This window comes from Pseudomonas huaxiensis, from assembly GCF_003231275.1.
Taxonomy (GTDB): Bacteria; Pseudomonadota; Gammaproteobacteria; order Pseudomonadales; family Pseudomonadaceae; genus Aquipseudomonas; species Aquipseudomonas huaxiensis.
This window is the reverse complement of sequence record NZ_QKVL01000007.1, coordinates 44,183-68,502: the sequence shown is the minus strand read 5'-3', so window position 1 is coordinate 68,502 and position 24,320 is coordinate 44,183. Positions and strand designations below refer to the sequence as shown.

Below are 24,320 nucleotides of genomic sequence, written 5' to 3'. Positions count from 1 at the left end.
GGTCCAATAATATGGTAGAGCCTTCCGTTTCCTTGCCGTTCGATCCCACCGGGATCGTTCTTGACCGCCGCCAGGGCCTCAGCCGGCAGCTTTACCAGGCATTGCGTGCGCGCGTGCTCGATGGACGCCTGGGCAGCGGCGCCCGGCTCCCGGCCAGCCGCGACATGGCCGCGATCCTCGGTTTGTCGCGAAACAGCGTGGTGCGCGCCTACGACCAGTTGTATGCCGAGGGCTTCATCGAAAGTCGGGTGGGCGACGGGACTTATGTCAGCCACCTGCCAAAGTTGTCCACAAAAGTATCCACAAGGTTATCCCGGGGTTTATCAACAGCCTTATCCACAATTTCGCCCGAAAATACTGTTGATTCGTCCAGTAAAGTTATCCACACGGACGCGCTTTTTCGCCTGGAAAATCACCATTTGCCCACGCCACGAAGCGGTCCGCCACGGGCTTTCCGGGTCGGCGTACCGGCCTTCGACCTGTTTCCGTTCGAGGTCTGGGCCAAGTTGCAGGCGGGTTTCTGGCGAAATCCGGATGCGGACAGCCTCGGCTACGGCGATCCGGCAGGTGAACCGATGCTTCGCGAACTGATTGCCGCTTATTTGCGTCGATCGAGGGGACTTTCCTGCACGCCTGAACAAATTGTGATCACCACCGGCGCACAGCAGGCAATCAGCCTTTGTGCACAGTTGCTGTTGGAGCCTGGGGCGGGGGTCGCTGTGGAAAACCCGGGCTATCGCGCCGCCGCCTGTGCCTTCGCCCTGACCGGCGCGACGATGCACGGCGTGGCTGTGGATAACGAAGGGCTCGACTGCAACGCATTGGCCGCCTTGAGTGATTGCCGCCTGGCCTATGTCACGCCTTCACACCAGTACCCCACCGGCGTGGTGATGAGCCTGGCCCGGCGCCTGGAACTGCTGGCCTGGGCCGAGCGCAACGAGCGTTGGATCGTCGAGGATGACTACGACGGTGAATACCGTTACAGCGGTGCGCCACTGGCACCGCTGGCGGCGCTCGATCGCAGTGGGCGGGTGTTGTACGTCGGCACCTTCAGCAAGGTGGCTTTCCCGGCCCTGCGTCTGGGCTATCTGGTGCTACCGCGGCAATTGGTGGAGCCGTTTTCCCGGTGTCGGGCGTTGATGGTGCGGCATTCGGAAGTCGGCACGCAGACGGTGATGGCGCAGTTCATGGCTCAAGGGCATTTCCAACGGCATATCCGGCGTATGCGGCGGGCGGCGCTGAGTCGACGCAATGCCTTGCAGGCCGGTTGGCCGGTGGATATTCCCGGCGTGGGCGAGTTGCCGGAAATGGTGGCGGGGCTGCACGTCAAAGTGGCTGTGGATAACTTCGAGCGGGAGCAGTGGCTGGTGGAACGGGCGCTTGAGGTGGGTGTGGAGATAAATCCGCTGAGTGATTACTGGCTGCCGGAGACGCCCGCGTCTGTGGATAAGGGTGCGGGGCTGGTGTTGGGGTTTGCGGCCGTCGGAGAGGCGGGGATTGCGCAGGCGTTGGGGAAATTGCGGAAGGTCTGGAAGGGGTGAAACGCATCGCGAGCAAGCTCGCTCCTACAAGATCTGTGTAGGAGCGAGCTTGCTCGCGATGATTACGCTCAGGTCCCCGCTTTGATCTTGGTCCAGGCCCGCGTCCGTGCCCGCTCCGCGTCACGGCCCAGCGGCTGCAAGGTATACAGCTTGGTCATCGCCTCCGCCGTCGGGTACAGGTTCGGGTTGTTGCGGATCGCCGGGGCGACCAGTTCGGTAGCGTCCTTGTTCGGGTTCGGATAGCCGACGAAATCGCTGATCGGCGCAATCACCTTCGGTTGCAGGAGGTAGTTGATGAAGGTGTGGGCATCTTCCGGGTTGGCTGCGCCTTTGGGGATGGCCAGCATGTCGAACCAGATTGGCGCGCCTTCCTTCGGCACGCGCATGTCGACCACTACGCCGTTTTTCGCTTCGATGGCGCGGTTGGCGGCCTGGGAGAAGCTGCCGGAGTAGCCCACGGCCACGCAGATATCGCCGTTGGCGATGTCGGCCATGTACTTGGACGAATGGAAATAGGTGATGTAAGGACGAATCTTCAGCATCAACTCTTCGGCTTTCTTGTAGTCCGCCGGTTTGCTGCTGTTGGGCGGCAAGCCCAGGTATTGCAGGGCCAGCGGCATGATTTCCGACGGCGAATCGAGCAGCGCCACACCGCACTGCTTGAGCTTGGAGATGTTCTCTTCCTTGAAGATCAGGTCCCAACTGTCCACCGGCGCATTTTCACCCAGCGCGGCCTTGATCTTGGCCGGGTTGAAGCCGATCAGCACGGTGCCGTACATGTAGGGCACGGCAAACTTGTTGCCGGGGTCGTTGGCCTCGATCAGCTTCATCAGCGCCGGGTCCAGATGCTGCCAGTTCGGCAGCTTGCTGCGGTCCAGCGGCTGGAACACGCCGGCCTCGATCTGCTTGGCCAGGAACACGTTGGAAGGCACCACCACGTCGTAGCCAGAGTTGCCGGTCAGCAACTTGGCTTCCAGCGCCTCGTTGGTGTCGAAGATGTCGTAGATCAGCTTGACCTGGGCATCCTTCTGGAAGTCCGTCAGGGTTTGCGGGGTGATGTAGTCGAACCAGTTGTAGACCCGCAGGGTGCGCTGTTCGGCGACAGCCTGGAGGCTGCCGGCGAGCAGGGTGGTACAGAGCAGGGGGGCGAGCAGTCGTTTTAATCGAGTCATGCTTGGGCTTCCTGTTGGGCGCGTTCGAAACCTTCGAGAACGTTCACGGCGTTGATGCCGATTTCTTCCACCGCATAGCCGCCTTCCATGACGAACAGGGTCGGCTTGCCAAGGCGGGCGATGCGCTCGCCCATCTGCAGGTAATCAGGGCTGTCGAGCTTGAACTGGGAGATCGGGTCGTCCTTGAAGGTGTCCACGCCGAGGGAAATCACCAGCACGTCCGGCGCGTAGGCTTCGATGCGCTGACAGGCCTGCTCGAGCGCGTTGTTCCAGGTGGCCCAGTCGCTGCCGGCGGGCAGCGGGTAATTGACGTTGTAGCCCAGGCCGTCGCCTTCACCGTGTTCGTCGGCATAACCGAGGAAGAACGGGAATTCGGCCTGCGGGTCGCCGTGGATCGAGGCGAAGAACACGTCGCTACGGTCGTAGAAAATTTCCTGGGTGCCGTTGCCGTGGTGGTAGTCGACATCGAGGATCGCCACTTTGCTGTGACCTTGGTCGAGGAAGGCCTGAGCAGCGATGGCTGCGTTGTTCAGGTAGCAATAGCCGCCCATGACATCGCTGGCGGCGTGGTGTCCTGGCGGACGGCAAAGCGCGAAGGCACTGTGGGCGCCGGCTTGCACCGCCGCCTGGGCGGTGAGCGCCACTTGCGCGGCGCTGTAGGCTGCTTGCCAGGTGCCGGCAGTGATCGGCGCGCCGGCGTCGAAGCTGTAGTAGCCCAGTTCGCCCAGCAGGCTGGTCGGTTTGACCCGGCGCAAGGTGCGCGCCGGCCAGGTGAATGGCAGCAGGTCGCCGTCGCGGTTCAGTTCGGCCCAGCGGGCCCAGGCCCCTTCGAAGAAGTTCAGATAGCCGGCGTCGTGCACCCGCAGCAACGGTTCGCGGCCAAAATCGCGTGGGCCGCTGATGGGCCCGAGGTTACGGGTCTTGACCCGCTCGAGTACGTGGTCGGCCCGCGACGGCATTTCGAAGCAGGGCATCAGTTGCCCGTCGATCAGCTCGCAGCGGCCGTGGTGCAGGCGGTGGTCATCGGAATAGATCGTCAGCATGTTGTTGTTCTCCGGTCACTGGCGTATCGGTCCATTGTTGATGGCAGCCCGGTGAAGCAGAACGGCGCAAACGGCCAAAAGGGGATCGATATGGCCACGACGAGTGTCCGGATTTGGCCCCTGGATGGTGCACGTCTTGACGCTATGAGCTCAGGTCTTGAAATGGCTCGGGGCCACGCCGCTCCAGCGCATGAACGCGTGGCGGAAGCTGGCGGTCTCGCTGAAGCCCAGTTCCTCGGCGATCCGGTAGATCGGTATTTTCCCCTCGCCCAGCAATTGCTTGGCCCGCTCGAAGCGTAGTTCGTCCAGCAATTGTTGGTAGCTGCTGCCCATTTCACTCAAGTGCCGGCGCAAGGTTCGCGATGAGCAGTTCATCTGCCGCGCCAATCCTTCCAGGCCGGGGGCGGCGTCCAGTTGCCGGGCCAGCAGTTCACGGATGCGCCCGAGCCAGGCCTGGCGGCCGGTGAATTCCAGATTCAACTGGCGGCATCGTTCGCTCATGGCCCGGTGGGTTACTTGGTCGGCCAGCGGCAGGGGATGTTCCAGCCAGCGGCGGTCGAAGGCGAACGCGTTATCCTCGGCCTCGAAGCGCAGCGGGCAGGTGAAGGGGTTGCTGTAGAGCGGATGGTAATCCGGCGTCGGGTGGGCGAAGCGCGCACCGAGCAGGGGCAGCGGCTGGCCCAGCAGGTCATCGCAGATAACTTTCAGCGAGGTCAGGCAGAACTCGGCGTTGAAGGCGGCCAGTTGTGGTTCTTCGCGGTAGCCGCTGGCGCTGAACCAGATACGCTCGCCGTCCTCGATCAGGCGCAGCTGGAAAAGTGTTCCCAGAAGCGCGGGATAACGCAGCGCCAGACGTAACGCGTCACCTAAGGTGGCACTGGAGAGCAGGGCATAGCCGAGCATGCCGTAGGACGAAATATGCATCCGCCGGCCCAGTTCCAGGCCGATCTCACGGCGCCGGGCCACCGCATTGGCGCACACCTGCATCTCCTGGCGGGTGGTGATGCGCGGGTCGGCGCGCCCCAGGTCCGCCGGGCTGATGCCGCTGCCCTTGAGCAGCGAATCGTCGTCCAGGCCCTGGCTCTGGAAGGCCTGGAGCACCAGGGAAACCGCGTTCAGGGTGGTCAGGTGTGAATGCAGCATGCGCTGTGTCCGGCTATTGGGCTGATCGGTGAGCGAGCAAATTGTGTGCCTTCAACGCAGCTCGCCGGCCAAATCCACTTCCACCAGACGGCGCACTTCGTCCAACGGCAGCCCGGCACCGAGCAGCAACTGCAGCTTGCCGAACGCTGTTTCGCGGGTCATGCCGCCGCCAGACAACACGCCAGCTTGGCGCAATTTGCTGCCGGCTTCGTAGATATCCAGCTCGACCCCGCCTTCATGGCACTGGCTGACCGCGACCACCACCACGCCGCTGGCGCGGGCCTCGTCGAGGGCGGCAAGAAAGTCCGGGTTGTCGCCCGGTCCGGTGCCGCTGCCGAAGCATTCGAGGATCACCCCGCGGGCGCCGGTGTTGATCACCGCCCTCAGCACCTGCGCAGAAAAGCCCGGCACCAGCGGCAGGACGACGACATTCGCTACCTGTTTCGGCTGGCGATAATCCAGGGCGGCGAGCAGGGGTGGCGATGAAGTCGCGGTACTGTTGCGTTTGAGCATGACGAAGGGGTGCCGGCCAGAGCTGCGGACCTTGGCGGTGCGGCTTGGTGCCAGCAGTTCACCGTGGAAATAGAGCTGTACGCCGGGCGCCTGGCCATCAGTCAGGGCTTGCAGCGCGCCGGTGAGGTTTTCCCAGGCATCGCTGTCGTCTACGCCCGCCGGCAGCATGGAGCCGGTGAACAGCACGGGGGCATCCAGCCCGAGCAGTTGAAAGCTCATTGCCGCGGCGCTGTAGGCCAGGGTGTCGGTGCCATGCAGGATCAGCACCGCATCGGAGCCAGAGTCGATCGCTTCGATGATCGCCGTGCGCAGTCGCAGCCAGTACTGCGGGGTCATGTTGGCGCTGTCGATCAGCGGCGTCATTTCGCGGAAACGCCAGGGTGCGAGGCGACCCGATCCGCTCAGTTGCGCGCGCATGCGCTGCTCGAAGCCGGAGGCGGGGGTCAGGCCGTGGGCACCGGTCTGCATGCCGATGGTGCCACCGGTATACAGCACCATGATGCTGCGGGCGGGTCGTGCGGACGCCGAAGTCATGCGCCATTCTCCATGGTCGGTCTTGTTCGTGGCGGGGAACAGTACGACATCCGGTGGAGAGCTGTCAGGCGGATTGAAGGGAGGGGGCTTTCGTCAGAATAAAAAAAAGGGCCCGGGGTTTAGCCCTGGGCCCTCAAAAGGTGAGAGGTGTCTAGTCCCTCGACCTGGTGAGACGGTTTGTTGCGCGGGTTACGCCTTCAGCGGAACCAGACGCGGAGCAATCATGTTTTCCGGACGCAGGATGTCGTTGAGCATCGCTTCGTCCAGCAGGCCTTCTTCGCGCACCAGTTCCAGCACGCCGCGGCCACTTTCCAGGGCGATGCGGGCGATACGGGTGGCGTTTTCGTAGCCGATGTAAGGGTTCAGGGCGGTGACCAGGCCGATCGAGTGTTCGACCAGTTCACGGCAGCGCTGTTCGTTGGCGGTGATGCCGACGATGCAGTGCTCACGCAGCATGTCCATGGCGCGCTGCAGCAGGCGGATCGAGTCGAAGATCTTGTAGGCGATCAGCGGCTCCATCACGTTCAGTTGCAGTTGACCGCCTTCGGCAGCGATGGTCAGGGCCAGGTCGTTGCCCATGATGGCGAAGGCAACCTGGTTGACGGCTTCCGGGATAACCGGGTTGACCTTGCCTGGCATGATCGAGCTGCCTGGCTGGCGAGCCGGCAGGTTGATCTCGTTGATGCCGGTGCGTGGGCCGCTGGACAGCAGGCGCAGGTCGTTGCAGATCTTCGACAGCTTGACCGCGGTGCGCTTGAGCATGCCGGAGAACAGGACGAAGGCGCCCATGTCCGAGGTGGCTTCGATCAGGTCGGCGGCCGGTACCAGCGGCTGGCCGCTGATGGTTGCCAGGCGCTGAACGGCCAGGGCCTGGTAGCCCGGGTCGGCGTTGATGCCGGTACCGATGGCGGTACCACCCAGGTTCACTTCGGTCAGCACTTCTGGTGCCAGGGTGCGCAGGCGGTTCAGGTCTTCGGTCAGGGTGGTGGCGAAGGCACGGAATTCCTGGCCCAGGGTCATCGGCACCGCGTCCTGTAGTTGGGTACGCCCCATCTTCAGTACGTGGCTGAATTCTTGACCCTTGGCAGCGAACGCCTGGATCAGGCTGTCGAGGCTGGCCAGCAGCGCGTCGTGACCCAGCAGCAGACCCAGGCGGATCGCGGTCGGATAGGCGTCGTTGGTCGACTGCGCCATGTTCACGTCGTTGTTCGGGTGCAGGTACTTGTACTCGCCCTTCTGGTGGCCCATGGCCTCCAGTGCGATGTTGGCGATGACTTCGTTGGCGTTCATGTTGGTGGAAGTACCAGCACCGCCTTGAATCATGTCCACGATGAACTGCTCGTGGTAGTCGCCTCGGATCAGGCGGGCGCAGGCCTCGCTGATGGCGGCATGTTTGGCATCGCTCAGATGACCCAGCTCACGGTTGGCGTCGGCTGCGGCTTGCTTGACCATGGCCAGGCCCACGACCAGCTTCGGGTAGTGCGACAGCGGAACACCGGAGAGGTGGAAGTTGTTGGCAGCGCGAAGGGTCTGGATGCCGTAGTAGGCATCAGCAGGGACTTCCAGGGTACCAAGCAGGTCTTTCTCGACGCGGAACGATGCAGCAGCGGACATGATGGATATCATCTCGAATTAACCCGGCACATGCCGGAATGGCGCTAATCGTAGGAGCGGAAGCTGTTTTGCGGCCAATGCTGTTGCACGCTAACCTATGCACAAACGGCATAACGTCTGATGTGACGTTCTTCCTGGTTCGAGCGTGTACCATTTTGGTGCGCGGTTTGGAGAGTTTTGATGAACGTTGAAAGCAAGTGGCTGGAAGATTTCAGTGCCCTGGCCGCCACCCGCAGTTTTTCCCAGGCCGCCGAGCGCCGCTTCGTCACGCAGCCGGCGTTCAGTCGCCGCATCCGCAGCCTGGAGGCGGCGCTGGGCCTGACCTTGGTCAACCGTTCGCGCACGCCGATCGAGCTGACGGCCGCCGGGCAGTTGTTTCTCGTCACTGCCCGTACCGTTGTCGACCAGTTGAGCGAAGTTCTCCGCCATTTGCATCACCTTGAAGGCGGGCAGGGTGAGGTCATCCAGGTGTCCGCGGCTCACTCACTTGCGCTTGGATTCTTCCCGCGCTGGATCGCCCAGTTGCGCAACGACGGCCTGAACATAGCGACCCGCCTGGTGGCGACCAACGTCGGCGATGCAGTACACGCCTTGCGCGAGGGCGGGTGCGATCTGATGCTGGCGTTCTACGACCCGGATGCGGCCTTGCAGATGGATGCGGAAATTTTCCCGTCGCTGCACCTGGGCAACACCGAGATGCTCCCGGTGTGTGCGGCGGGCCCGGACGGCAAACCGCTGTTCGATCTCGAAGGCGAGGCCAGTGTGCCGCTGCTGGCGTATAGCGCCGGGGCTTTTCTTGGTCGCTCGGTGAACCTGCTGCTGCGCCAGCGCAACCTGCGCTTTACCACTATCTATGAAACCGCGATGGCCGACAGCCTCAAGGGCATGGCCCTGGAAGGCCTGGGCATTGCCTGGGTGCCGAGCCTGTCGGCGCGGGCGGAACTGGAGCGTGGTGAGCTGGTGATTTGTGGCGGTCCCCAGTGGCATGTGCCACTGGAGATACGCCTGTATCGCTGTGCGCTGGTGCGCAAGGCCAATGTGCGACTGCTCTGGCGCAAACTTGAGTCCGGGACGCAAGAGCAGCCCTGAACCGTCATCACTGCAGCCGTTTCAGGTAATTGGCGATGCTCTGCCGATTTTCATCGGAGTAGCGATAACAGTTGGAGCGAAGGCCAAATGGCTGGGGGAACATATAGGTCTCGCAGAACCAGCCATTGAAATTGACGTGGGACTGCTCATGGGTAGCGCTCAGCGTATGGCCCAGTTCATGTCCCACAGTGGCAAACGAATTCAGCGAGGCAATCGCCGAATGACCCGTTTGGTAGGCCACGCCAGAAATGCTGTCTTTGCCCTGGAGTTCCAGTTCATCGCGGGTCAGTAGCAGGTACTTGTTGTCGATGGCTCCACCCGGGCTGTTCTGTTGACGCCGCCAGGTCCAGGCCGCGTCGGTCCAGACCGATAGCGCGGTGGAGGACGTCAGCCCCTGGTAAGCCATATCGGTGAGGCCGGGAATACGCCGCTTGAAACGCAGGGCAACCGGCAAGCTGGTGATCTGGCTCATTTCGTCCACCCAGGCATCGAAGTAGTTTTTTTGTAACTGTTCGTCTGAAAGTTCAGACAGTTCGTCGTGGGGAAAAACCCAGATGGTCAGCGTCGGAGCGGCGTCGGCACTGACGGGCGGTGCGCTGAGCGTCAGGCTTAGAGCCAGTGGCAAGGCGGGAAACAGCGAGTTGTTCATGGTGTCATCCTTGACGTCGGTGTGCGGTGACTCCACCGTACCGCCAAGCCCCGGAGCCAAAGCATCTGGAAGCCCAGCAGCGTGGCAATGGCCGCACATCGCGACGGGGCTGGGCGCTTTGCTCCTCATTGCGCTATAATCCCGCGCCTTCGACCAGTCGGTCGATTCAGAATCCGTATGACGAGCCACGCCGGTCTTCCCGCGTGGCTCGTTGCTTTTGGTGCGTCGGAAGACGCTTACAGGAGAGGCTCGACGATGAGTGCACTGGTTGGCGTGATCATGGGCTCCAAGTCCGATTGGTCCACCCTTAGCCACACCGCCGATATGCTGGAAAAACTCGGCATTCCCTACGAAGTGAAGGTGGTGTCCGCCCACCGCACTCCGGACCTGCTGTTCCAGTACGCTGAAGAGGCCGAAGGCCGCGGCATCGAGGTGATCATCGCCGGAGCGGGTGGCGCTGCCCACTTGCCAGGCATGTGCGCCGCCAAGACTCACCTGCCCGTGCTGGGCGTTCCGGTGCAGTCGTCGATGCTGTCGGGTGTCGATTCGCTGCTGTCGATCGTTCAGATGCCCGCCGGCATTCCGGTGGCGACCCTGGCAATCGGCAAGGCTGGCGCGATCAACGCAGCACTGCTCTCGGCGAGCATTCTGGGGGCCAAGCACCCGCAGTTCCACGCCGTGCTCAAGCAGTTCCGCGCAGAACAGACAGACAGCGTTCTGGACAACCCAGATCCACGCCAGGCCTGAGGTCACACGCATGAAAATCGGTGTAATCGGTGGCGGCCAGCTCGGCCGCATGCTGGCTCTGGCGGGCACCCCGCTGGGCATGAACTTCGCCTTCCTCGACCCGGCGCCAGACGCCTGCGCCGCGCCATTGGGCGAGCACCTGCGTGCCGACTATGGCGACCAGGATCATCTGCGCCAACTGGCCGATGAAGTCGATCTGGTGACCTTCGAATTCGAAAGCGTTCCGGCCGAGACCGTGGCGTTCCTGTCGCAGTTCGTGCCGGTCTACCCGAGCGCCGAAGCCCTGCGCATCGCTCGCGACCGCTGGTTCGAGAAGAGCATGTTCAAAGACCTGGGCATCCCGACCCCGGCCTTCGCCGATATCCAGTCGCAAGCCGACCTGGAAAACGCCGTGGCCAGCATCGGTCTGCCAGCCGTGTTGAAAACCCGCACCCTGGGTTACGACGGCAAGGGTCAGAAAGTGCTGCGCACCCCGGCCGACGTGATTGGCACGTTCGCCGAGCTGGGCAGTGTGCCGTGCCTGCTGGAAGGTTTCGTGCCGTTCACCGGTGAAGTCTCGCTGGTTGCCGTGCGTGCACGGGATGGCGAAACCCGCTTCTACCCGCTGGTCCACAACACCCACGAAAGCGGCATTCTGCGCCTGTCGGTAGCCAGCAGCGATCACCCGCTGCAGTCCCTCGCCGAAGACTATGCCAGCCGTGTGCTTGAGCAGCTTGATTACGTCGGCGTTCTGGCCTTCGAATTCTTTGAAGTCGATGGCGGCCTGAAAGCCAACGAAATCGCGCCGCGGGTCCACAACTCCGGGCACTGGACCATCGAAGGCGCCGAGTGCAGCCAGTTCGAGAACCATCTGCGCGCCGTTGCCGGCCTGCCGCTGGGGCCGACCCGCAAGGTCGGTGAAAGCGCCATGCTCAACTTCATCGGCGAAGTTCCGCCTGTGGATAAAGTGGTCGCGATCGACGACTGCCACCTGCACCACTACGGCAAGGCCTTCAAGGTCGGACGCAAGGTTGGCCACGCCACCCTGCGCTGCGCCGACATGGCCAGCCTGGAGCAGAAGATCCAGCAAGTTGAAGCTCTGATCGCGGGTTGAACTGAACCTCTGCGTTCCGCACCCCTCTGATGGCAGGACGCCAAAGCGCTGACTAGGCTTTGGCAGTGCACTCACATCAGAGGGAATGCCATGGGAATCATCGGAACCATCTTCATCGGCCTCATCGTTGGCTTGCTGGCGCGCTTTCTCAAGCCCGGCGACGACAGCATGGGCTGGATCATGACCATCCTCCTCGGTATCGGCGGCTCGTTGGCCGCGACCTACGGTGGCCAGGCCCTGGGGATTTACCAGGCGGGCCAGGCAGCCGGGTTCCTCGGTGCGCTGGTGGGCGCGATCATTCTTCTGGTGATCTACGGATTCATCAAAAAAAGCTGATGGCGGGATAGAATGCTCGGCAACTTTTCCGACGGTTGCCGAGCATTTTTCATGCGTGCGTTATTCCTCATTCCGCTGCTGCTGTGCAGCACTCTCGCCCGGGCCGAACTGCCTGAAACCGACTGGTTGGAGCTGATGCCCAAGTCGGATCAGAAAGCGCTGGAAGAGATGCCAGAAATCGACCACAACTCACCTGAAGCCCAAGGCACCTTCACCGACAAGGGCGGCATGAAGCAGAGCAAGGGCTTGCCCGCGGTGATGTACTCGACCAAAACCGTTGCGGCGATGAACGGCAAGTCGATCCGGTTGGGTGGTTACCCGGTGCCGCTGGAGTCCGATGCCAAGGGCAACAGTACCCTGTTCTTCCTCGTTCCGTATCCGGGCGCTTGCATCCATGTGCCGCCGCCACCGCCCAACCAATTGGTGCTGGTGCGCTATCCCAAGGGTGTGAAGCTGGACGATATCTACACGCCGCTGTGGGTCAGCGGCACCCTGAAAGTCGAGAAGGTCAGCAATGACATGGCCGATGCCGCCTACGCCATGGAGGCCGGCAAGGTACGCGTGGTGGAAGACGCGGACCTGTAAGACACAGGTCCGCAGGCTGTCAGAGCGCTTCGCTGGCGATGCTCAGGCCGAGGGTGTGGCTGGCGCCGGGCGCCAGTTCTACCAGGTCGTCCCAGACGTTCGCAGTCTCGATGCAGAGCATGCGCTGCCAGCCGTCGTCGGCCATGTCCGCGAGCTCCGCAGCGCGTTCGGTCCACGGGTTCCAGATCACCGCCGAGCGCGAGCCGGAGCAGCTCAGGCGGATGCGCCGGTTCCACGTCGGATCAACGATGCTCAAAAGCGACGGGGTGTTGAGGTAGATGCGGTCTGTCTCGCCGCTGAAGGTCAGGTCCGCTGGCTGGGTGCGTTGCTCCCAGTCGGCCAGGGTCTCGATGTAGTTCAGACCCGTCACGCCTTCCACTTGGACCGAACGCACATCGCTGACGGCGAAGTAGCTGTGCAGCGCCTGGCTCAGGGTGACGTGGCCTTTGCCCAGATTGGTGCTGGTGAGGTTCAGGCTCAGTTGCTCGCCCATCACGATGGACAGCTTGAGTTCGACCTGGTGGGGCCAGTCGGGCAGGTCGCCCTGGCTTTCCGGCAGGGTGAACTCCAGTTGCACGCTGTCACCGCTGCTGTCGATGCCAAGCAATTGCCAGTCGCGCCCGCGCGCCAGGCCGTGGGCGGGTGCTTCGCTGCCCTTGAACTGCTTGCGGACTGCTTCGGGGTTACGCTGCAGGTTACCGAACCACGGCCAGCACACCGGCACGCCCGCGCGGACCGATTTGCCGTGCTTGAACAGGGCCTGGTCGCTCAGCCACAGCAAGGGTGGTTCGCCCAGGCGCTGATAACTCAACACCTGCGCGCCCTGCTGGGCCACAAGCAGCTCGGCGCTGTCACTGGTGATGCGCCAGCAGTTGAGTTCGCCGTGTTGTTCCGATTCGACCTTGGGTGTGGACATGCGCTGATCTCGTTGAAGTGCCGTAAGGTCTTTGACCTTTCACAGATCGACGAGTTTACCGCGCGCCCGGGTCAGCGACGAGGTGGGACCGAGCGGGTGCGGCCGCTGCCGTCGATGGCGACGAACACGAAGACCGCCTCGGTGACCTTGCGCCATTCGCTGGACAGCGGATCGTCGCTCCACACCTCGACCATCATCTGGATCGAGCTACGGCCGATTTCCAGGGTCTGGGTATAGAAGGACAATTGCGCGCCAACGGCAACCGGCACCAGGAACGCCATGCGGTCGATGGCGACGGTCGCGACGCGGCCACCGGCAACGCGGCTGGCCATGGCCGTGCCGGCCAGGTCCATCTGGGCTACCAGCCAGCCGCCGAAAATATCGCCGAAACCGTTGGTTTCCCGCGGAAGCGCGGTGATCTGCAAGGCCAGGTCGCCTTGCGGGATGGGATCTTCTTGTTCGAGTTCAATCATGCCGGGGGTGCCTCTGACCCGTGTCGCTTCGTTGGTTGACGCAGTATCGGACGCCGCGAAAAACGATTCAGCAGACTCATACCACGCTGCTTACGCTTCGAAGGGCGGCGAAAGGGAAACTCTGCGAAACCGACCAAGCTTACTTGGCAGCGTTTTCGCACAATATCCCACCTTGGACGCAACCTGTTTCTACGAGGGGCCAGTATATAGAGCCTCGCAGGCACCGACGACCATGCGGTCACCATTATCTGCGGGGAATATGTAGATCTGTGTCGCTTTCGGACAATTTGTTATCGTGCGGAGTTCATTTCAGGCCTGTAACAACCGTGCCATCAGGTCTGATTCGCCAATAAGAGAAGCCTCAATGACCTCCGTGCCCTCCAGTATCGAGCAGCCCGCCCGGCCGCTGACCCGCAGTGACTACAAAACCCTGTCGCTTTCCGCCCTGGGCGGTGCGCTGGAATTCTACGACTTCATCATCTTCGTGTTCTTCGCCACGGTGGTCGGCAAGTTGTTCTTCCCCGCGGACATGCCCGAATGGCTGCGCCTGATGCAGACCTTCGGCATCTTCGCCGCAGGCTATCTGGCGCGGCCGCTGGGCGGCATCGTCATGGCTCACTTCGGCGACCTGCTCGGACGCAAGAAGATGTTCACCCTGAGCATCTTCCTGATGGCGGTGCCGACCCTGATCATGGGCCTGCTGCCGACCTACGCGCAGATCGGCATGGCGGCGCCCATGTTGCTGCTGCTGATGCGCGTCATCCAGGGCGCGGCCATTGGCGGTGAAGTCCCCGGCGCCTGGGTGTTCGTCTCCGAGCACGTGCCGGCGCGCAATACCGGTTTCGCCTGCGGTACGCTGACCGCCGGCCTGACTGCGGGCATTTTGCTCGGCTCGCTGGTCGCCACGCTCATCAATACCGTCTACACCCCGACGGAAGTGGCCGATTACGCCTGGCGGATCCCGTTCCTGCTGGGCGGCGTGTTCGGTCTGTTCTCGGTGTACCTTCGCCGCTGGCTGCACGAAACCCCGGTATTTGCCGAACTGCAGCAGCGCAAGGCGCTGGCTGAAGAAGTGCCGCTGCGCGCGGTGCTGCGTGACCACCGTGGTGCCATCGTCCTGTCGATGTTGCTGACCTGGCTGCTGTCGGCCGGCATCATCGTCGTGATCCTGATGACCCCGACCATCCTGCAGACCGTCTACGGCTTCACCCCGACCGTGGCCTTGCAGGCCAACAGCCTGGCGATCGTCTTCCTGACCCTCGGCTGTGTCGGCGCCGGCAAGCTGGTCGACCGCTTTGGCGCCGGCCGCGTCTTCGTGGCGGGCAGCCTGGCCCTGCTGGTCACCTCGTGGACCTTCTATCACACGCTCGCGGACCACAAGGATCTGCTGTTCCCGATGTACGCCCTGACTGGTCTGTGTGTGGGCATCGTCGGTGCGGTGCCTTATGTCATGGTTCGCGCTTTCCCGCCTGTAGTGCGTTTCAGCGGCCTGTCGTTCTCCTACAACGTTGCCTACGCCATCTTCGGCGGCCTGACCCCTATGGCCGTGACCGCGCTGCTCAAGTTCAGCCCCATGGCCCCGGCCCTTTATGTCGCCGGGATCTGCACCATTGGTCTGTTGGTCGGTGTTTATTTGCTGGCGACCAAACGCTGAACCCCCTCTAGCTCGCCCTTCGCAACATTCTGAAAAGGCCGTCACCCGATTGGGTGATGGCCTTTCATCTAATTGTCACAATCGATTCATAGAGTAGTCACACGGCCTGCTGATACTTGGGCCCGATCCATCTCACCCCCGAATTCCTGCTAGGAGCAAGGCATGAAACTGAAGCGTTTGATGGCGGCCCTGACCTTTGTCGCCGCTGGCGTAGCCACCGCCAATGCGGTTGCCGCTGTTGACCCAGCTATTCCGACCTACACCAAGACCACCGGTGTGTCGGGCAACCTCTCCAGCGTTGGTTCCGATACCCTGGCCAACCTCATGACACTGTGGGCCGAGGCGTACAAAAAAGAGTACCCGAACGTCAACATTCAGATTCAGGCCGCCGGCTCCTCCACCGCGCCACCCGCGCTGACCGAAGGCACCGCCAACCTGGGCCCGATGAGCCGCAAGATGAAGGACGTCGAGCTGCAGGCGTTCGAGCAGAAGTACGGCTACAAGCCTACTGCTATCCCGGTTGCCGTTGACGCCCTGGCTGTGTTCGTCCACAAGGACAACCCGATCAAAGGCCTGACCATGGCTCAGGTTGACGCGATCTTCTCGTCGACCCGTCTGTGCGGCGGCAAAGCCGACGTCAAAACCTGGGGCGACCTGGGCGTGACCGGCGACCTGGCCAACAAGCCAGTTCAACTGTTCGGCCGTAACTCGGTATCCGGCACCTACGGCTACTTCAAAGAAGAAGCCCTGTGCAAAGGCGACTTCAAGCCAAACGTGAACGAACAACCAGGTTCCGCTTCGGTGGTTCAGTCGATCAGCTCCTCGCTGAACGGCATCGGCTACTCGGGCATCGGTTACAAGACCGCTAGCGTCAAGACCGTAGCTCTGGCCAAGAAAGAAGGCGGCGAGTTCGTTGAAGACAACGAAGCCAACGCCCTGAACGGCACCTACCCGCTGTCGCGTTTCCTCTACGTCTACGTCAACAAGGCCCCGAACAAGCCTCTGGCCCCGCTGGAAGCCGAGTTCGTGAAACTGGTTCTGTCCCAGGCAGGCCAGCAGGTCGTGGTGAAAGACGGCTACATCCCGCTGCCAGCCAAAGTGGCTGAGAAAGCTCTGGCTGACCTCGGTCTGAGCCAGACCGCGGGCGTCGCGAAGAACTGAGTGTGACTCAGGCAGGGTTCGGAGGATGCCGAACCCTGCCGCAAATTGTCAGTCCGCTGCCAGGACCTCTGCGCGGCGGGCTTTTTTGCGTCACTGCACTGTAATGTTTTTGTCATACGGGACCGCTAGGGTGTGCGCATGAATGATCTGGCCAACTCCACCATGACCCAAAATTCTCCCCCCGTGCGGATTGATTTCAATACGCCCGAGCTGCAACGCAAACGTCGCCTGCGCGCCTTCAAGGATCGCCTGACCCGCTGGTATGTCCTGGTGGGCGGGCTTGCCGTGCTGGCGGCAATCACGCTGATTTTCTTCTATCTGGCCTACGTGGTCGTGCCGCTGTTCCAAGGCGCGACGCTGACCAGCAAGAAAGCGCTGGAGCCGACCTGGCTGCAACAGGATGCCGGCAAACCGCTGATGATCGCCCTGGAAGAACAGAACCTGGTGGGGATGCGAGTCTCCGACAAGGGCCAGGCGTTGTTCTTCGACACCAAGACCGGTGCCGAGCTCAAACGCGTCGACCTGCCACTGCCGGCAGGCGTCCAGGTGACCTCGATCGGTTCCGACCAGCCGGGCAGCCCGCTGATCGTGCTGGGCCTGTCCAATGGTCAGGTGATGGTCTTCAGCCACAGCTACAAGATCACCTACCCTGACAACAAGAAAACCATCACCCCTGCCATCGACTTCCCGTATGGCCAGGAGCCTGTCGCGTTGGACGACCAGGGCCGTGCCGTTGAGCACGTGAGCCTGAACCACAACGGTGACACGCTGTTGCTGGCCGGTTCCGCGGGCGCTCACCTGCAGGTGCTGTCGCTCAGCCGCACAGAAAACATGATGACGGGCGAAGTCACCAGCGAGCAGAGCCGTATCGAGCTGCCGCAGATGACCGAGCCGGTGAAGGCGATCTTCATCGATCCACGCCAGCAGTGGCTCTACGTCCTTAATGGTCGTGCTCAGGCCGACGTGTTCAGCCTGCGTGAAAAGAGCCTCAACGGTCGCTACAAGCTGCTCGAAGACGGCACTGCCGAAATCACCGCCAGCACCCAGTTGGTCGGTGGTATCTCGCTGATTCTCGGTGACTCCAAAGGTGGCCTGAGCCAGTGGTTCATGGCGCGCGATCCGGACGGCGAGCAGCGTTTCAAGCGCATCCGCGACTTCAAGATGGACAACGCGCCGATCGTGCAGATTGATGCCGAAGAGCGCCGCAAGGGCTTCATCGCCCTGGACGCCAACGGCAAGCTCGGCGTGTTCCACAGCACCGCGCACCGCACCCTGCTGGTGGAGCCGGCCGCTGAAGGCGCTGGCGTGCTGGCATTGTCGCCGCGGGCCAACCGCGTGTTCATCGAAGAAGGTGGCAAGTTGCTGCCGCTGACCTTGAAGAACCCGCACCCGGAAGTTTCCTGGAGCGCGCTGTGGAGCAAGGTCTGGTACGAGAACTATGACGAGCCGAAGTATGTCTGGCAGTCGACCGCCTCGAACACCGACTTCGAACCCAAGCTGAGCCTCTCGCCGCTGACCTTCGGTACGCTCAAGGCCGCGTTCTACGCGATGATCCTGGCTGCACCGCTGGCCATCGCCGCAGCGATCTACACCGCCTACTTCATGGCACCGGGCATGCGCCGCAAGGTCAAGCCGGTGATCGAACTGATGGAGGCGATGCCGACGGTGATTCTCGGCTTCTTCGCCGGTCTGTTCCTCGCGCCGTACCTTGAAGGCCACTTGCCGGGCGTGTTCAGTCTGCTGATGCTGCTGCCGCTGGGTATTCTGGTCGCAGGCTTCTCCTGGAGCCGCCTGCCCGAGTCGATCCGCCTGCGAGTACCGGACGGCTGGGAAGCTGCCATCCTGATCCCGGTGATCCTCTTCACCGGCTGGTTCGCCCTGTACATGAGTCCGTTCCTGGAGACCTGGTTCTTCGGTGGTGACATGCGCCTGTGGATCACCAACGACCTGGGCATCACCTACGACCAGCGCAACGCCCTGGTAGTGGGTATCGCCATGGGCTTCGCGGTTATCCCGAACATCTACTCGATCGCCGAGGACGCCGTTTTCAGCGTGCCGCGCAGCCTGACCCTGGGTTCGCTGGCATTGGGCGCCACGCCATGGCAGACCCTGACCCGCGTAGTCATCCTGACCGCCAGCCCGGGGATCTTCTCGGCACTGATGATCGGTATGGGCCGTGCGGTGGGTGAAACCATGATCGTGCTGATGGCCACCGGCAACACCCCGGTCATGGAGCTGAACCTGTTCGAAGGTATGCGCACCCTGGCAGCCAACGTCGCCGTGGAAATGCCCGAATCGGAAGTTGGCGGCAGCCACTACCGCGTCCTGTTCCTTGCCGCACTGGTGCTGCTGATGTTCACGTTCGTGATGAACACCTTGGCCGAGCTGATTCGCCAGCGTCTGCGCAAGAAATACTCGTCGCTTTGATAGGAAGGTAGAGATCCGTGAAAAAGGATTCCCTCAAAAGCTGGTTCAAGAGCGGCGCCCCCGGTGTCTGGATAAGCGGTGGCTCGGTGGCCATCGCGGTCATCATGACCATCGGTCTGCTCTCGGTCATCGCTGTACGTGGTCTGGGCCATTTCTGGCCCGCCGACCTGATCCAGGCCACCTACACCGTGCCGGGCCAGCCCGCGCACGTGGTGGTGGGCGAAGTGGTACAGAAGGAAGAAGTACCACGCGCCCGTCTGAAAGGTGCCGGCTTGCCGGTACCTGACGTCGGCCCGGAATTCATGACCCGCGAACTGATCAAGGTCGGTAACCGTGACCTCAACGGCAGCGACTTCACCTGGGTTGTGGGTGAGTGGCTGACCGACGAACAGCGTCCCGCCGAGATGATCGCCCTGGAACGCCGCGAGTGGGGCAACTTCTACGGCTACCTGGTCAGCGTCAAGGAAAACGGCAAGGTGGTCGGCGAAGGGCAGGCTGCCTGGACCGAACTGCAGAACCGTCTGGCCCGTTCGGAGAAGCTGGCCCGCGACCTGCAAAGCCTTGAGAAGAAAGACATCGGTGCCATCAACCACGGTCTTGAGCGCCTGCGCCTGCACAGCCGCAAGCTGGAGCTGGAAGGCAAGCTGGACGCCGCTGCCCAGGCTGACATCGAGTCTGAGCGTGCCGAACTGAACAACCGTTACAAGGCCATCGAAGAGCGTCTGGGCACCCTGCACCAGGATTTCGCTCGCGACAGCCTGGTAGCGCGTGACGGCAATGGTCGTGAAGTCGAGATCAACCTGAGCAAGGTGGTGCACGCCTACCAGCCGAACGGCATGGGCTTGTTCACCAAGCTGGGCGTGTACTTCGCCAAGGTCTGGGAATTCCTCAGCGACGACCCGCGTGAAGCCAACACTGAAGGCGGTATCTTCCCGGCCATTTTCGGTACGGTGATGATGACCCTGATCATGGCTGTGATCGTGACGCCATTCGGCGTGCTGGCAGCGGTCTACCTGCGTGAATATGCTCGTCAGGGGCCGGTGACCCGGCTGATTCGCATCGCGGTTAACAACCTGGCCGGTGTTCCGGCGATCGTCTACGGCGTGTTCGGCCTGGGCTTCTTCGTCTACGTGCTGGGTGGCTCGCTTGACCGGCTGTTCTTCCCCGAATCGCTGCCGGCGCCAACCCTGGGTACACCGGGCCTGCTCTGGGCTTCGTTGACCCTGGCACTGCTGGCGGTACCGGTAGTGATCGTTGCCACCGAAGAAGGTCTGGCGCGGATCCCGCGTACCGTGCGTGAAGGCTCGCTGGCCCTCGGCGCAACCAAGGCCGAGACGCTGTGGAAGATCGTTCTGCCAATGGCCAGCCCGGCGATGATGACCGGCATGATCCTCGCGGTGGCCCGTGCCGCCGGTGAAGTGGCGCCGCTGATGCTGGTGGGTGTGGTGAAACTGGCGCCGTCGCTGCCGGTGGACGGCAACTACCCGTACCTGCACCTGGACCAGAAGATCATGCACCTGGGCTTCCACATCTATGACGTCGGCTTCCAGAGCCCGAACGTCGAAGCCGCACGTCCGCTGGTGTACGCCACCGCGCTGCTGCTGGTGCTGGTCATTGCCACGCTGAACCTGTCGGCGGTCTGGATCCGTAACCACCTGCGCGAGAAGTACAAAGCGCTGGATCACTGATCGTCACCGTCTTTTTGCAAGTGCCGCCCGCGCCGTGTGCCGGGCGGTTCGATGAAACGAAATTGATAGCGTATGGAGTCTGACCATGCAGCATGAACCCCACACCCACGGCATCGATATGTCGGCCTTGGGTCGCGACAAACAGAGCCTGCGTCTGGCGGAAGAAACCGTGGCCATCGAAGTGCCCGGCCTGAGCCTGTTCTACGGCGAGAAACAAGCCCTGTTCGACGTCAGCATGAACATCCCCAAACAGCGCGTGACCGCCTTCATCGGCCCGTCCGGCTGCGGTAAATCCACCCTGCTGCGGACCTTCAACCGGATGAACGATCTGGTCGACGGCTGCCGCGTCGAGGGCGCGATCAACCTCTACGGCAACAACATCTACCGCAAGGGCGAAGACGTCGCCGAGCTGCGCCGTCGCGTCGGCATGGTGTTCCAGAAGCCGAACCCGTTCCCCAAGACCATCTATGAAAACGTGGTCTACGGCCTGCGCATCCAGGGCATCAATAAGAAGCGCGTGCTCGACGAAGCCGTCGAATGGGCGCTGAAAGGCGCGGCCCTGTGGGAAGAAGTGAAAGACCGCCTGCACGACTCGGCCCTCGGCCTGTCCGGTGGTCAGCAGCAGCGTCTGGTGATCGCCCGTACCATCGCCGTGGAACCGGAAGTCCTGCTGCTCGACGAGCCTTGCTCGGCACTGGACCCGATCTCCACCTTGAAGGTCGAAGAGCTGATCTACGAGCTGAAGTCCAAGTACACCATCGTCATCGTGACCCACAACATGCAGCAGGCGGCCCGGGTTTCGGACTACACCGCGTTCATGTACATGGGCAAACTGGTCGAATTCGGTGATACCGATACCCTGTTCACCAACCCGGCGAAGAAGCAGACCGAAGATTACATCACCGGTCGCTACGGCTAGTCGCGCGGGGCGCGACAGCTTCACGCTGCGAGCCACAAGCGGCAACAAGGTGAACTCAGGGATTACACGAACGACTTGAAGCTTGCGGCTTGAAGCTGGCAGCTTATTCGCGGAGCGAAAGCATGATCGACAAAGACAGCCTCACCCATCACATCTCCCAGCAGTTCAACGCCGAGCTCGAAGAGGTGCGCAGCCACCTCCTGGCCATGGGCGGCCTGGTCGAGAAGCAGGTCAACGACGCGGTCACCGCGCTGATCGAGGCCGACTCCGGCCTGGCCCAGCAGGTGCGCGAGGTTGACGAGCAAATCAACCAGATGGAACGCAACATCGACGAAGAATGCGTGCGCATTCTCGCCCGTCGCCAGCCGGCCGCGTCGGACCTGCGCCTGATCATCAGCATTTCCAAGTCGGTGATCGACCTGGAGCGCATCGGCGACGAGTCGACCAAGATCGCCCGCCGCGCCATCCAGCTCTGCGAGGAAGGTGAGTCGCCGCGCGGTTATGTCGAGGTTCGCCACATCGGCGACCAGGTGCGCAACATGGTCCGCGATGCACTTGACGCCTTCGCCCGCTTCGACGCCGAGCTGGCCCTGTCGGTTGCTCAATACGACAAGACCATCGACCGCGAATACAAGACCGCGCTGCGCGAACTGGTCACCTACATGATGGAAGACCCGCGCTCCATCTCGCGGGTGTTGAGCGTGATCTGGGCCCTGCGGTCGCTGGAGCGTATCGGCGACCACGCGCGCAACATCTCCGAGCTGGTGATTTACCTGGTGCGCGGCACCGATGTCCGGCACCTGGGCCTGGCGCGCATGAGAGAAGAAGTTCAGGGCACTGAAAAAGCTAATGTTTCGGGCGAATCTGACGATAAATAAGACTGCCCCGAGAACTAACGCCTGGCTCCGGCCGGGCGTTTTCGTTTGCGGCAGCGCAATAGAAGGCACCCGCGAACGAATGCGTTATGTCCCGGCGTGACCGAAGTTTTGGCCAATGGCCATCAGTCAACGTTATGCTAGTCGGGATCAGGAAGGAGTGGCGATGAGTAAAGTCAGTGTTTTGGTGGTGGATGACGCGCCGTTTATCCGCGATCTGGTGAAGAAATGCCTGCGCAACTATTTTCCGGGCATGGTCATTGAAGATGCGGTCAACGGGCGCAAAGCCCAGACCCTGATGGCCCGGGAGGTGTTCGACCTGATTCTGTGCGACTGGGAAATGCCGGAGATGTCCGGCCTCGAACTCCTGACCTGGTGCCGCCAGCAGGACTCGATGAAGACGCTGCCGTTCATCATGGTGACCAGCCGCGGCGACAAGGAAAACGTGGTCCAGGCCATTCAGGCCGGCGTTTCCGACTATGTCGGCAAGCCGTTCACCAACGAGCAGTTGCTGACCAAAGTGAAAAAGGCCCTGGCCAGGGTTGGCAAGCTCGAGGCCAGCATGGCCGGCGGTAATGCTCGCTCCTCCAGCGGTTTTGCCAATGACTCGCTGTCGGCCCTGACCAGCGGCAAGCCTGAGCAGGCCAAGGCCAGTGCACCGGTCGCGGCGCCAGCCGCCCAGCCACAGGTCAGCGCTCCCGCGCCTGAGCCGGCCAAGCCTGCAGTGCCGGCCGGACGTGGCCAAGGCCAGTTGCGCCTGTCCAGCGGCAATCAGCCCTGCATCATCAAAGCCCTGACCCTCAAGGAAGCCTCGTTGGTGGTGCGTCGCAGCGATGCCCTGCCGCAAGTGCTGGAAGGCGCCGTGCTGGACCTGGAGCAAGGTGAAACCTCGGAGATCGCCCGGCTCAACGGCTACCTGCATTCGGTCGCGGCGCTTGAGCCAAAGCCTGATAGCGACTGGCTGCAGTTGATCTTCCGCTTCGTTGACCAGGATGCGCAGAAGCTCGACTACCTGTCCCGCCTGATTGCCCGCGGTACGGCCCAGAAGCAATACATTCCGGGCGCCTGATCACCGTTCACACCGACCTGCGTCGAGCGAAGCTGCCCAGTGGCTCGCCGACGCGCCGTCTGGCGGCAAATTGCCACCGCTGATCGGCTTGAACCTTCCTGAAACAGTCCTCGCCTTCTGAGACAAAAACCGGCTGCTAGGCTTCGACAAAGCACAACTGTCAGAAGGCCATTAGTCATGTCATCCCGCCTGCTGCTGTTCTGCGCCTTGCTGCTATCCGCCGGGCCGGCTCTGGCCATGACCATCTACAAAAGCACCGACCCTTACGGTGTTGTTTCCTACTCTGATCGGCCCCTGCCTGGCGCGCGGCCGTTCATCTTTCGGGACCAGATGGTCGAGCAACTGGACAGTCAGGTGCACCTTCAAGCCACCCCGCATGCCGGCGGTGTGCATTTCTCCGTGTACAACGAGTTGTTCGCGCCCGTCGAAGTCGAGTTGCGCCTGGAGCGTCTGGGCAATGCGAGGGACGTTGGGCCGCGGGTAGTGCGCCGGGTGGTGCCGCCACGGGCCACGGTAGCGCTGACCAGCGTTAGCGCCTTGCAACCGGGCAAACCGGTGACTTACCGAGAGAAATTTCGTACGGCCCTCGGCGACCCCGTGCAGCGGCCGCAGGCCTATCGCTACCCCTTACCTTGGCGTGGCGGGCCGTTTCGCCTGACCCAGGGCCCTAACGGCCGCTTCAGCCATTTCGGGCCCAAAGGCCGCTACGCCATGGACATCGCCATGCCCGAGGGCACGCCGATTATCGCCGCACGTCCTGGGGTGGTGGTCAAGGTGGAGAACCGGCAGAGCGGGCGTGGCACCCAGCCGTCCGGCAATTTCGTGAGGATCCTGCACAGCGACGGCACCATGGGCGTGTACCTGCACTTGATGCGGGGTTCGGTGGTGGTCAGGGAAGGGCAGCAGGTGGCGTATGGCACGCCGCTGGCGCGGTCGGGGAATACCGGCAGGAGCACCGCGCCGCACCTGCATTTCGTGGTGCAGCGCAATGTCGGGCTGGCGGTGGAGTCGATTCCCTACCAGTTCAACCAGCCCGTGGGTGGATTGCCGAACTTCACCGCCGGCAACCCGTGAAGGTG

At 62.4% G+C, this 24,320-nt stretch carries 22 protein-coding genes; 14 read left to right on the top strand and 8 right to left on the bottom strand.

The annotated features are described in order from the left end of the window. Window positions 1–11 precede the first annotated feature (11 nt). Window positions 12–1,541: a MocR-like pyridoxine biosynthesis transcription factor PdxR gene (gene pdxR / locus DM374_RS10790; RefSeq protein ID WP_110969813.1), complete on the top strand. Its 1,530-nt coding sequence runs from the start codon at window positions 12–14 to the stop codon at window positions 1,539–1,541. 68 nt (window positions 1,542–1,609) lie between these two features. On the opposite strand, the gene DM374_RS10785 is transcribed toward pdxR, so the two are convergent. From DM374_RS10785 to aspA, 5 genes are all read right to left on the bottom strand, one after another. Next, window positions 1,610–2,713: a polyamine ABC transporter substrate-binding protein gene (locus tag DM374_RS10785; RefSeq protein WP_110969812.1), complete on the bottom strand. Its 1,104-nt coding sequence runs from the start codon at window positions 2,711–2,713 to the stop codon at window positions 1,610–1,612. Then, window positions 2,710–3,756, bottom strand: a complete 1,047-nt coding sequence (locus tag DM374_RS10780; RefSeq protein ID WP_110969811.1) for a histone deacetylase family protein — start codon at window positions 3,754–3,756, stop codon at window positions 2,710–2,712. The genes DM374_RS10785 and DM374_RS10780 overlap by 4 nt, the downstream gene beginning before the upstream one ends. 150 nt (window positions 3,757–3,906) lie before the next feature. After that, window positions 3,907–4,899, bottom strand: a complete 993-nt coding sequence (locus tag DM374_RS10775; RefSeq protein ID WP_110969810.1) for an AraC family transcriptional regulator — start codon at window positions 4,897–4,899, stop codon at window positions 3,907–3,909. A gap of 51 nt (window positions 4,900–4,950) precedes the next feature. Then, window positions 4,951–5,946: an asparaginase gene (locus DM374_RS10770; protein WP_110969809.1), complete on the bottom strand. Its 996-nt coding sequence runs from the start codon at window positions 5,944–5,946 to the stop codon at window positions 4,951–4,953. 189 nt (window positions 5,947–6,135) lie between these two features. Next, a complete protein-coding gene (gene aspA, locus DM374_RS10765) occupies window positions 6,136–7,560 on the bottom strand; it encodes an aspartate ammonia-lyase (protein WP_095158915.1) in 1,425 nt (474 codons plus the stop codon). Window positions 7,561–7,740: 180 nt separating this feature from the next. Between aspA and DM374_RS10760 the strand changes: the two genes are divergently transcribed. Continuing rightward, window positions 7,741–8,649: a LysR substrate-binding domain-containing protein gene (locus DM374_RS10760; protein WP_110969808.1), complete on the top strand. Its 909-nt coding sequence runs from the start codon at window positions 7,741–7,743 to the stop codon at window positions 8,647–8,649. 7 nt (window positions 8,650–8,656) lie between these two features. On the opposite strand, the gene DM374_RS10755 is transcribed toward DM374_RS10760, so the two are convergent. Beyond that, a complete protein-coding gene (locus tag DM374_RS10755) occupies window positions 8,657–9,298 on the bottom strand; it encodes a zinc metalloprotease (RefSeq protein WP_110969807.1) in 642 nt (213 codons plus the stop codon). A gap of 255 nt (window positions 9,299–9,553) precedes the next feature. Here DM374_RS10755 and purE point away from each other — a divergent pair, with 255 nt between their 5' ends. The 4 genes from purE to DM374_RS10735 all read left to right on the top strand — a co-directional run bounded on the left by purE (window position 9,554) and on the right by DM374_RS10735 (window position 12,059). Then, on the top strand, window positions 9,554–10,045 hold the full coding sequence (gene purE / locus DM374_RS10750; RefSeq protein ID WP_065758113.1) for a 5-(carboxyamino)imidazole ribonucleotide mutase: 492 nt from the start codon (window positions 9,554–9,556) through the stop codon (window positions 10,043–10,045). 10 nt (window positions 10,046–10,055) lie between these two features. Beyond that, window positions 10,056–11,138, top strand: a complete 1,083-nt coding sequence (locus tag DM374_RS10745) for a 5-(carboxyamino)imidazole ribonucleotide synthase (RefSeq protein ID WP_110969806.1) — start codon at window positions 10,056–10,058, stop codon at window positions 11,136–11,138. 90 nt (window positions 11,139–11,228) lie between these two features. After that, window positions 11,229–11,474, top strand: a complete 246-nt coding sequence (locus DM374_RS10740; RefSeq protein WP_110969805.1) for a GlsB/YeaQ/YmgE family stress response membrane protein — start codon at window positions 11,229–11,231, stop codon at window positions 11,472–11,474. A 51-nt stretch (window positions 11,475–11,525) separates the two neighbouring features. Beyond that, the gene (locus tag DM374_RS10735) at window positions 11,526–12,059 is read left to right on the top strand and encodes a DUF3299 domain-containing protein (RefSeq protein WP_225422475.1); all 534 of its coding nucleotides are present in this window, start codon (window positions 11,526–11,528) and stop codon (window positions 12,057–12,059) included. 19 nt (window positions 12,060–12,078) lie between these two features. Here the strand turns inward: DM374_RS10735 and DM374_RS10730 are convergent, their stop codons facing one another. Both DM374_RS10730 and DM374_RS10725 read right to left on the bottom strand, forming a co-directional pair. Beyond that, window positions 12,079–12,975 carry a D-hexose-6-phosphate mutarotase gene (locus DM374_RS10730; protein WP_110969803.1) on the bottom strand — a complete coding sequence of 299 codons (897 nt, stop codon included), beginning with the start codon at window positions 12,973–12,975 and terminating at the stop codon, window positions 12,079–12,081. Window positions 12,976–13,046: 71 nt separating this feature from the next. Continuing rightward, entirely contained in the window at window positions 13,047–13,448 is a 402-nt protein-coding gene (locus tag DM374_RS10725; protein ID WP_009402429.1) for an acyl-CoA thioesterase, read from the bottom strand. 364 nt (window positions 13,449–13,812) lie between these two features. Here DM374_RS10725 and DM374_RS10720 point away from each other — a divergent pair, with 364 nt between their 5' ends. The 8 genes from DM374_RS10720 (at window position 13,813) to DM374_RS10685 (ending at window position 24,315) form a co-directional block, all read left to right on the top strand. After that, the gene (locus DM374_RS10720) at window positions 13,813–15,102 is read left to right on the top strand and encodes an MFS transporter (RefSeq protein ID WP_110969802.1); all 1,290 of its coding nucleotides are present in this window, start codon (window positions 13,813–13,815) and stop codon (window positions 15,100–15,102) included. A 162-nt stretch (window positions 15,103–15,264) separates the two neighbouring features. After that, on the top strand, window positions 15,265–16,263 hold the full coding sequence (locus tag DM374_RS10715) for a phosphate ABC transporter substrate-binding protein PstS (RefSeq protein WP_095158923.1): 999 nt from the start codon (window positions 15,265–15,267) through the stop codon (window positions 16,261–16,263). Between the two features lie 138 nt (window positions 16,264–16,401). Beyond that, window positions 16,402–18,690 carry an ABC transporter permease subunit gene (locus DM374_RS10710; protein ID WP_110969801.1) on the top strand — a complete coding sequence of 763 codons (2,289 nt, stop codon included), beginning with the start codon at window positions 16,402–16,404 and terminating at the stop codon, window positions 18,688–18,690. A gap of 17 nt (window positions 18,691–18,707) precedes the next feature. Then, window positions 18,708–20,378 (top strand): phosphate ABC transporter permease PstA, encoded by a 1,671-nt coding sequence (gene pstA, locus DM374_RS10705; protein ID WP_110969800.1) that lies wholly within the window; start codon window positions 18,708–18,710, stop codon window positions 20,376–20,378. A gap of 85 nt (window positions 20,379–20,463) precedes the next feature. Next, entirely contained in the window at window positions 20,464–21,297 is an 834-nt protein-coding gene (pstB, locus tag DM374_RS10700; RefSeq protein WP_095158926.1) for a phosphate ABC transporter ATP-binding protein PstB, read from the top strand. A 122-nt stretch (window positions 21,298–21,419) separates the two neighbouring features. Further along, the gene (gene phoU, locus DM374_RS10695; RefSeq protein ID WP_095158927.1) at window positions 21,420–22,175 is read left to right on the top strand and encodes a phosphate signaling complex protein PhoU; all 756 of its coding nucleotides are present in this window, start codon (window positions 21,420–21,422) and stop codon (window positions 22,173–22,175) included. A 163-nt stretch (window positions 22,176–22,338) separates the two neighbouring features. Next, window positions 22,339–23,241 (top strand): response regulator, encoded by a 903-nt coding sequence (locus DM374_RS10690; protein ID WP_110969799.1) that lies wholly within the window; start codon window positions 22,339–22,341, stop codon window positions 23,239–23,241. A 177-nt stretch (window positions 23,242–23,418) separates the two neighbouring features. Continuing rightward, a complete protein-coding gene (locus DM374_RS10685; protein WP_110969798.1) occupies window positions 23,419–24,315 on the top strand; it encodes a peptidoglycan DD-metalloendopeptidase family protein in 897 nt (298 codons plus the stop codon). Window positions 24,316–24,320: the final 5 nt, after the last annotated feature.

Coding starts and splice junctions, on each gene's coding strand:
- pdxR (WP_110969813.1), top strand. CDS start 12: ATGGTAGAGCCTTCCGTTTCCTTGCCGTTCGATCCCACCGGGATCGTT.
- DM374_RS10785 (WP_110969812.1), bottom strand. CDS start 2,713: ATGACTCGATTAAAACGACTGCTCGCCCCCCTGCTCTGTACCACCCTG.
- DM374_RS10780 (WP_110969811.1), bottom strand. CDS start 3,756: ATGCTGACGATCTATTCCGATGACCACCGCCTGCACCACGGCCGCTGC.
- DM374_RS10775 (WP_110969810.1), bottom strand. CDS start 4,899: ATGCTGCATTCACACCTGACCACCCTGAACGCGGTTTCCCTGGTGCTC.
- DM374_RS10770 (WP_110969809.1), bottom strand. CDS start 5,946: ATGACTTCGGCGTCCGCACGACCCGCCCGCAGCATCATGGTGCTGTAT.
- aspA (WP_095158915.1), bottom strand. CDS start 7,560: ATGTCCGCTGCTGCATCGTTCCGCGTCGAGAAAGACCTGCTTGGTACC.
- DM374_RS10760 (WP_110969808.1), top strand. CDS start 7,741: ATGAACGTTGAAAGCAAGTGGCTGGAAGATTTCAGTGCCCTGGCCGCC.
- DM374_RS10755 (WP_110969807.1), bottom strand. CDS start 9,298: ATGAACAACTCGCTGTTTCCCGCCTTGCCACTGGCTCTAAGCCTGACG.
- purE (WP_065758113.1), top strand. CDS start 9,554: ATGAGTGCACTGGTTGGCGTGATCATGGGCTCCAAGTCCGATTGGTCC.
- DM374_RS10745 (WP_110969806.1), top strand. CDS start 10,056: ATGAAAATCGGTGTAATCGGTGGCGGCCAGCTCGGCCGCATGCTGGCT.
- DM374_RS10740 (WP_110969805.1), top strand. CDS start 11,229: ATGGGAATCATCGGAACCATCTTCATCGGCCTCATCGTTGGCTTGCTG.
- DM374_RS10735 (WP_225422475.1), top strand. CDS start 11,526: ATGCGTGCGTTATTCCTCATTCCGCTGCTGCTGTGCAGCACTCTCGCC.
- DM374_RS10730 (WP_110969803.1), bottom strand. CDS start 12,975: ATGTCCACACCCAAGGTCGAATCGGAACAACACGGCGAACTCAACTGC.
- DM374_RS10725 (WP_009402429.1), bottom strand. CDS start 13,448: ATGATTGAACTCGAACAAGAAGATCCCATCCCGCAAGGCGACCTGGCC.
- DM374_RS10720 (WP_110969802.1), top strand. CDS start 13,813: ATGACCTCCGTGCCCTCCAGTATCGAGCAGCCCGCCCGGCCGCTGACC.
- DM374_RS10715 (WP_095158923.1), top strand. CDS start 15,265: ATGAAACTGAAGCGTTTGATGGCGGCCCTGACCTTTGTCGCCGCTGGC.
- DM374_RS10710 (WP_110969801.1), top strand. CDS start 16,402: ATGAATGATCTGGCCAACTCCACCATGACCCAAAATTCTCCCCCCGTG.
- pstB (WP_095158926.1), top strand. CDS start 20,464: ATGCAGCATGAACCCCACACCCACGGCATCGATATGTCGGCCTTGGGT.
- phoU (WP_095158927.1), top strand. CDS start 21,420: ATGATCGACAAAGACAGCCTCACCCATCACATCTCCCAGCAGTTCAAC.
- DM374_RS10690 (WP_110969799.1), top strand. CDS start 22,339: ATGAGTAAAGTCAGTGTTTTGGTGGTGGATGACGCGCCGTTTATCCGC.
- DM374_RS10685 (WP_110969798.1), top strand. CDS start 23,419: ATGTCATCCCGCCTGCTGCTGTTCTGCGCCTTGCTGCTATCCGCCGGG.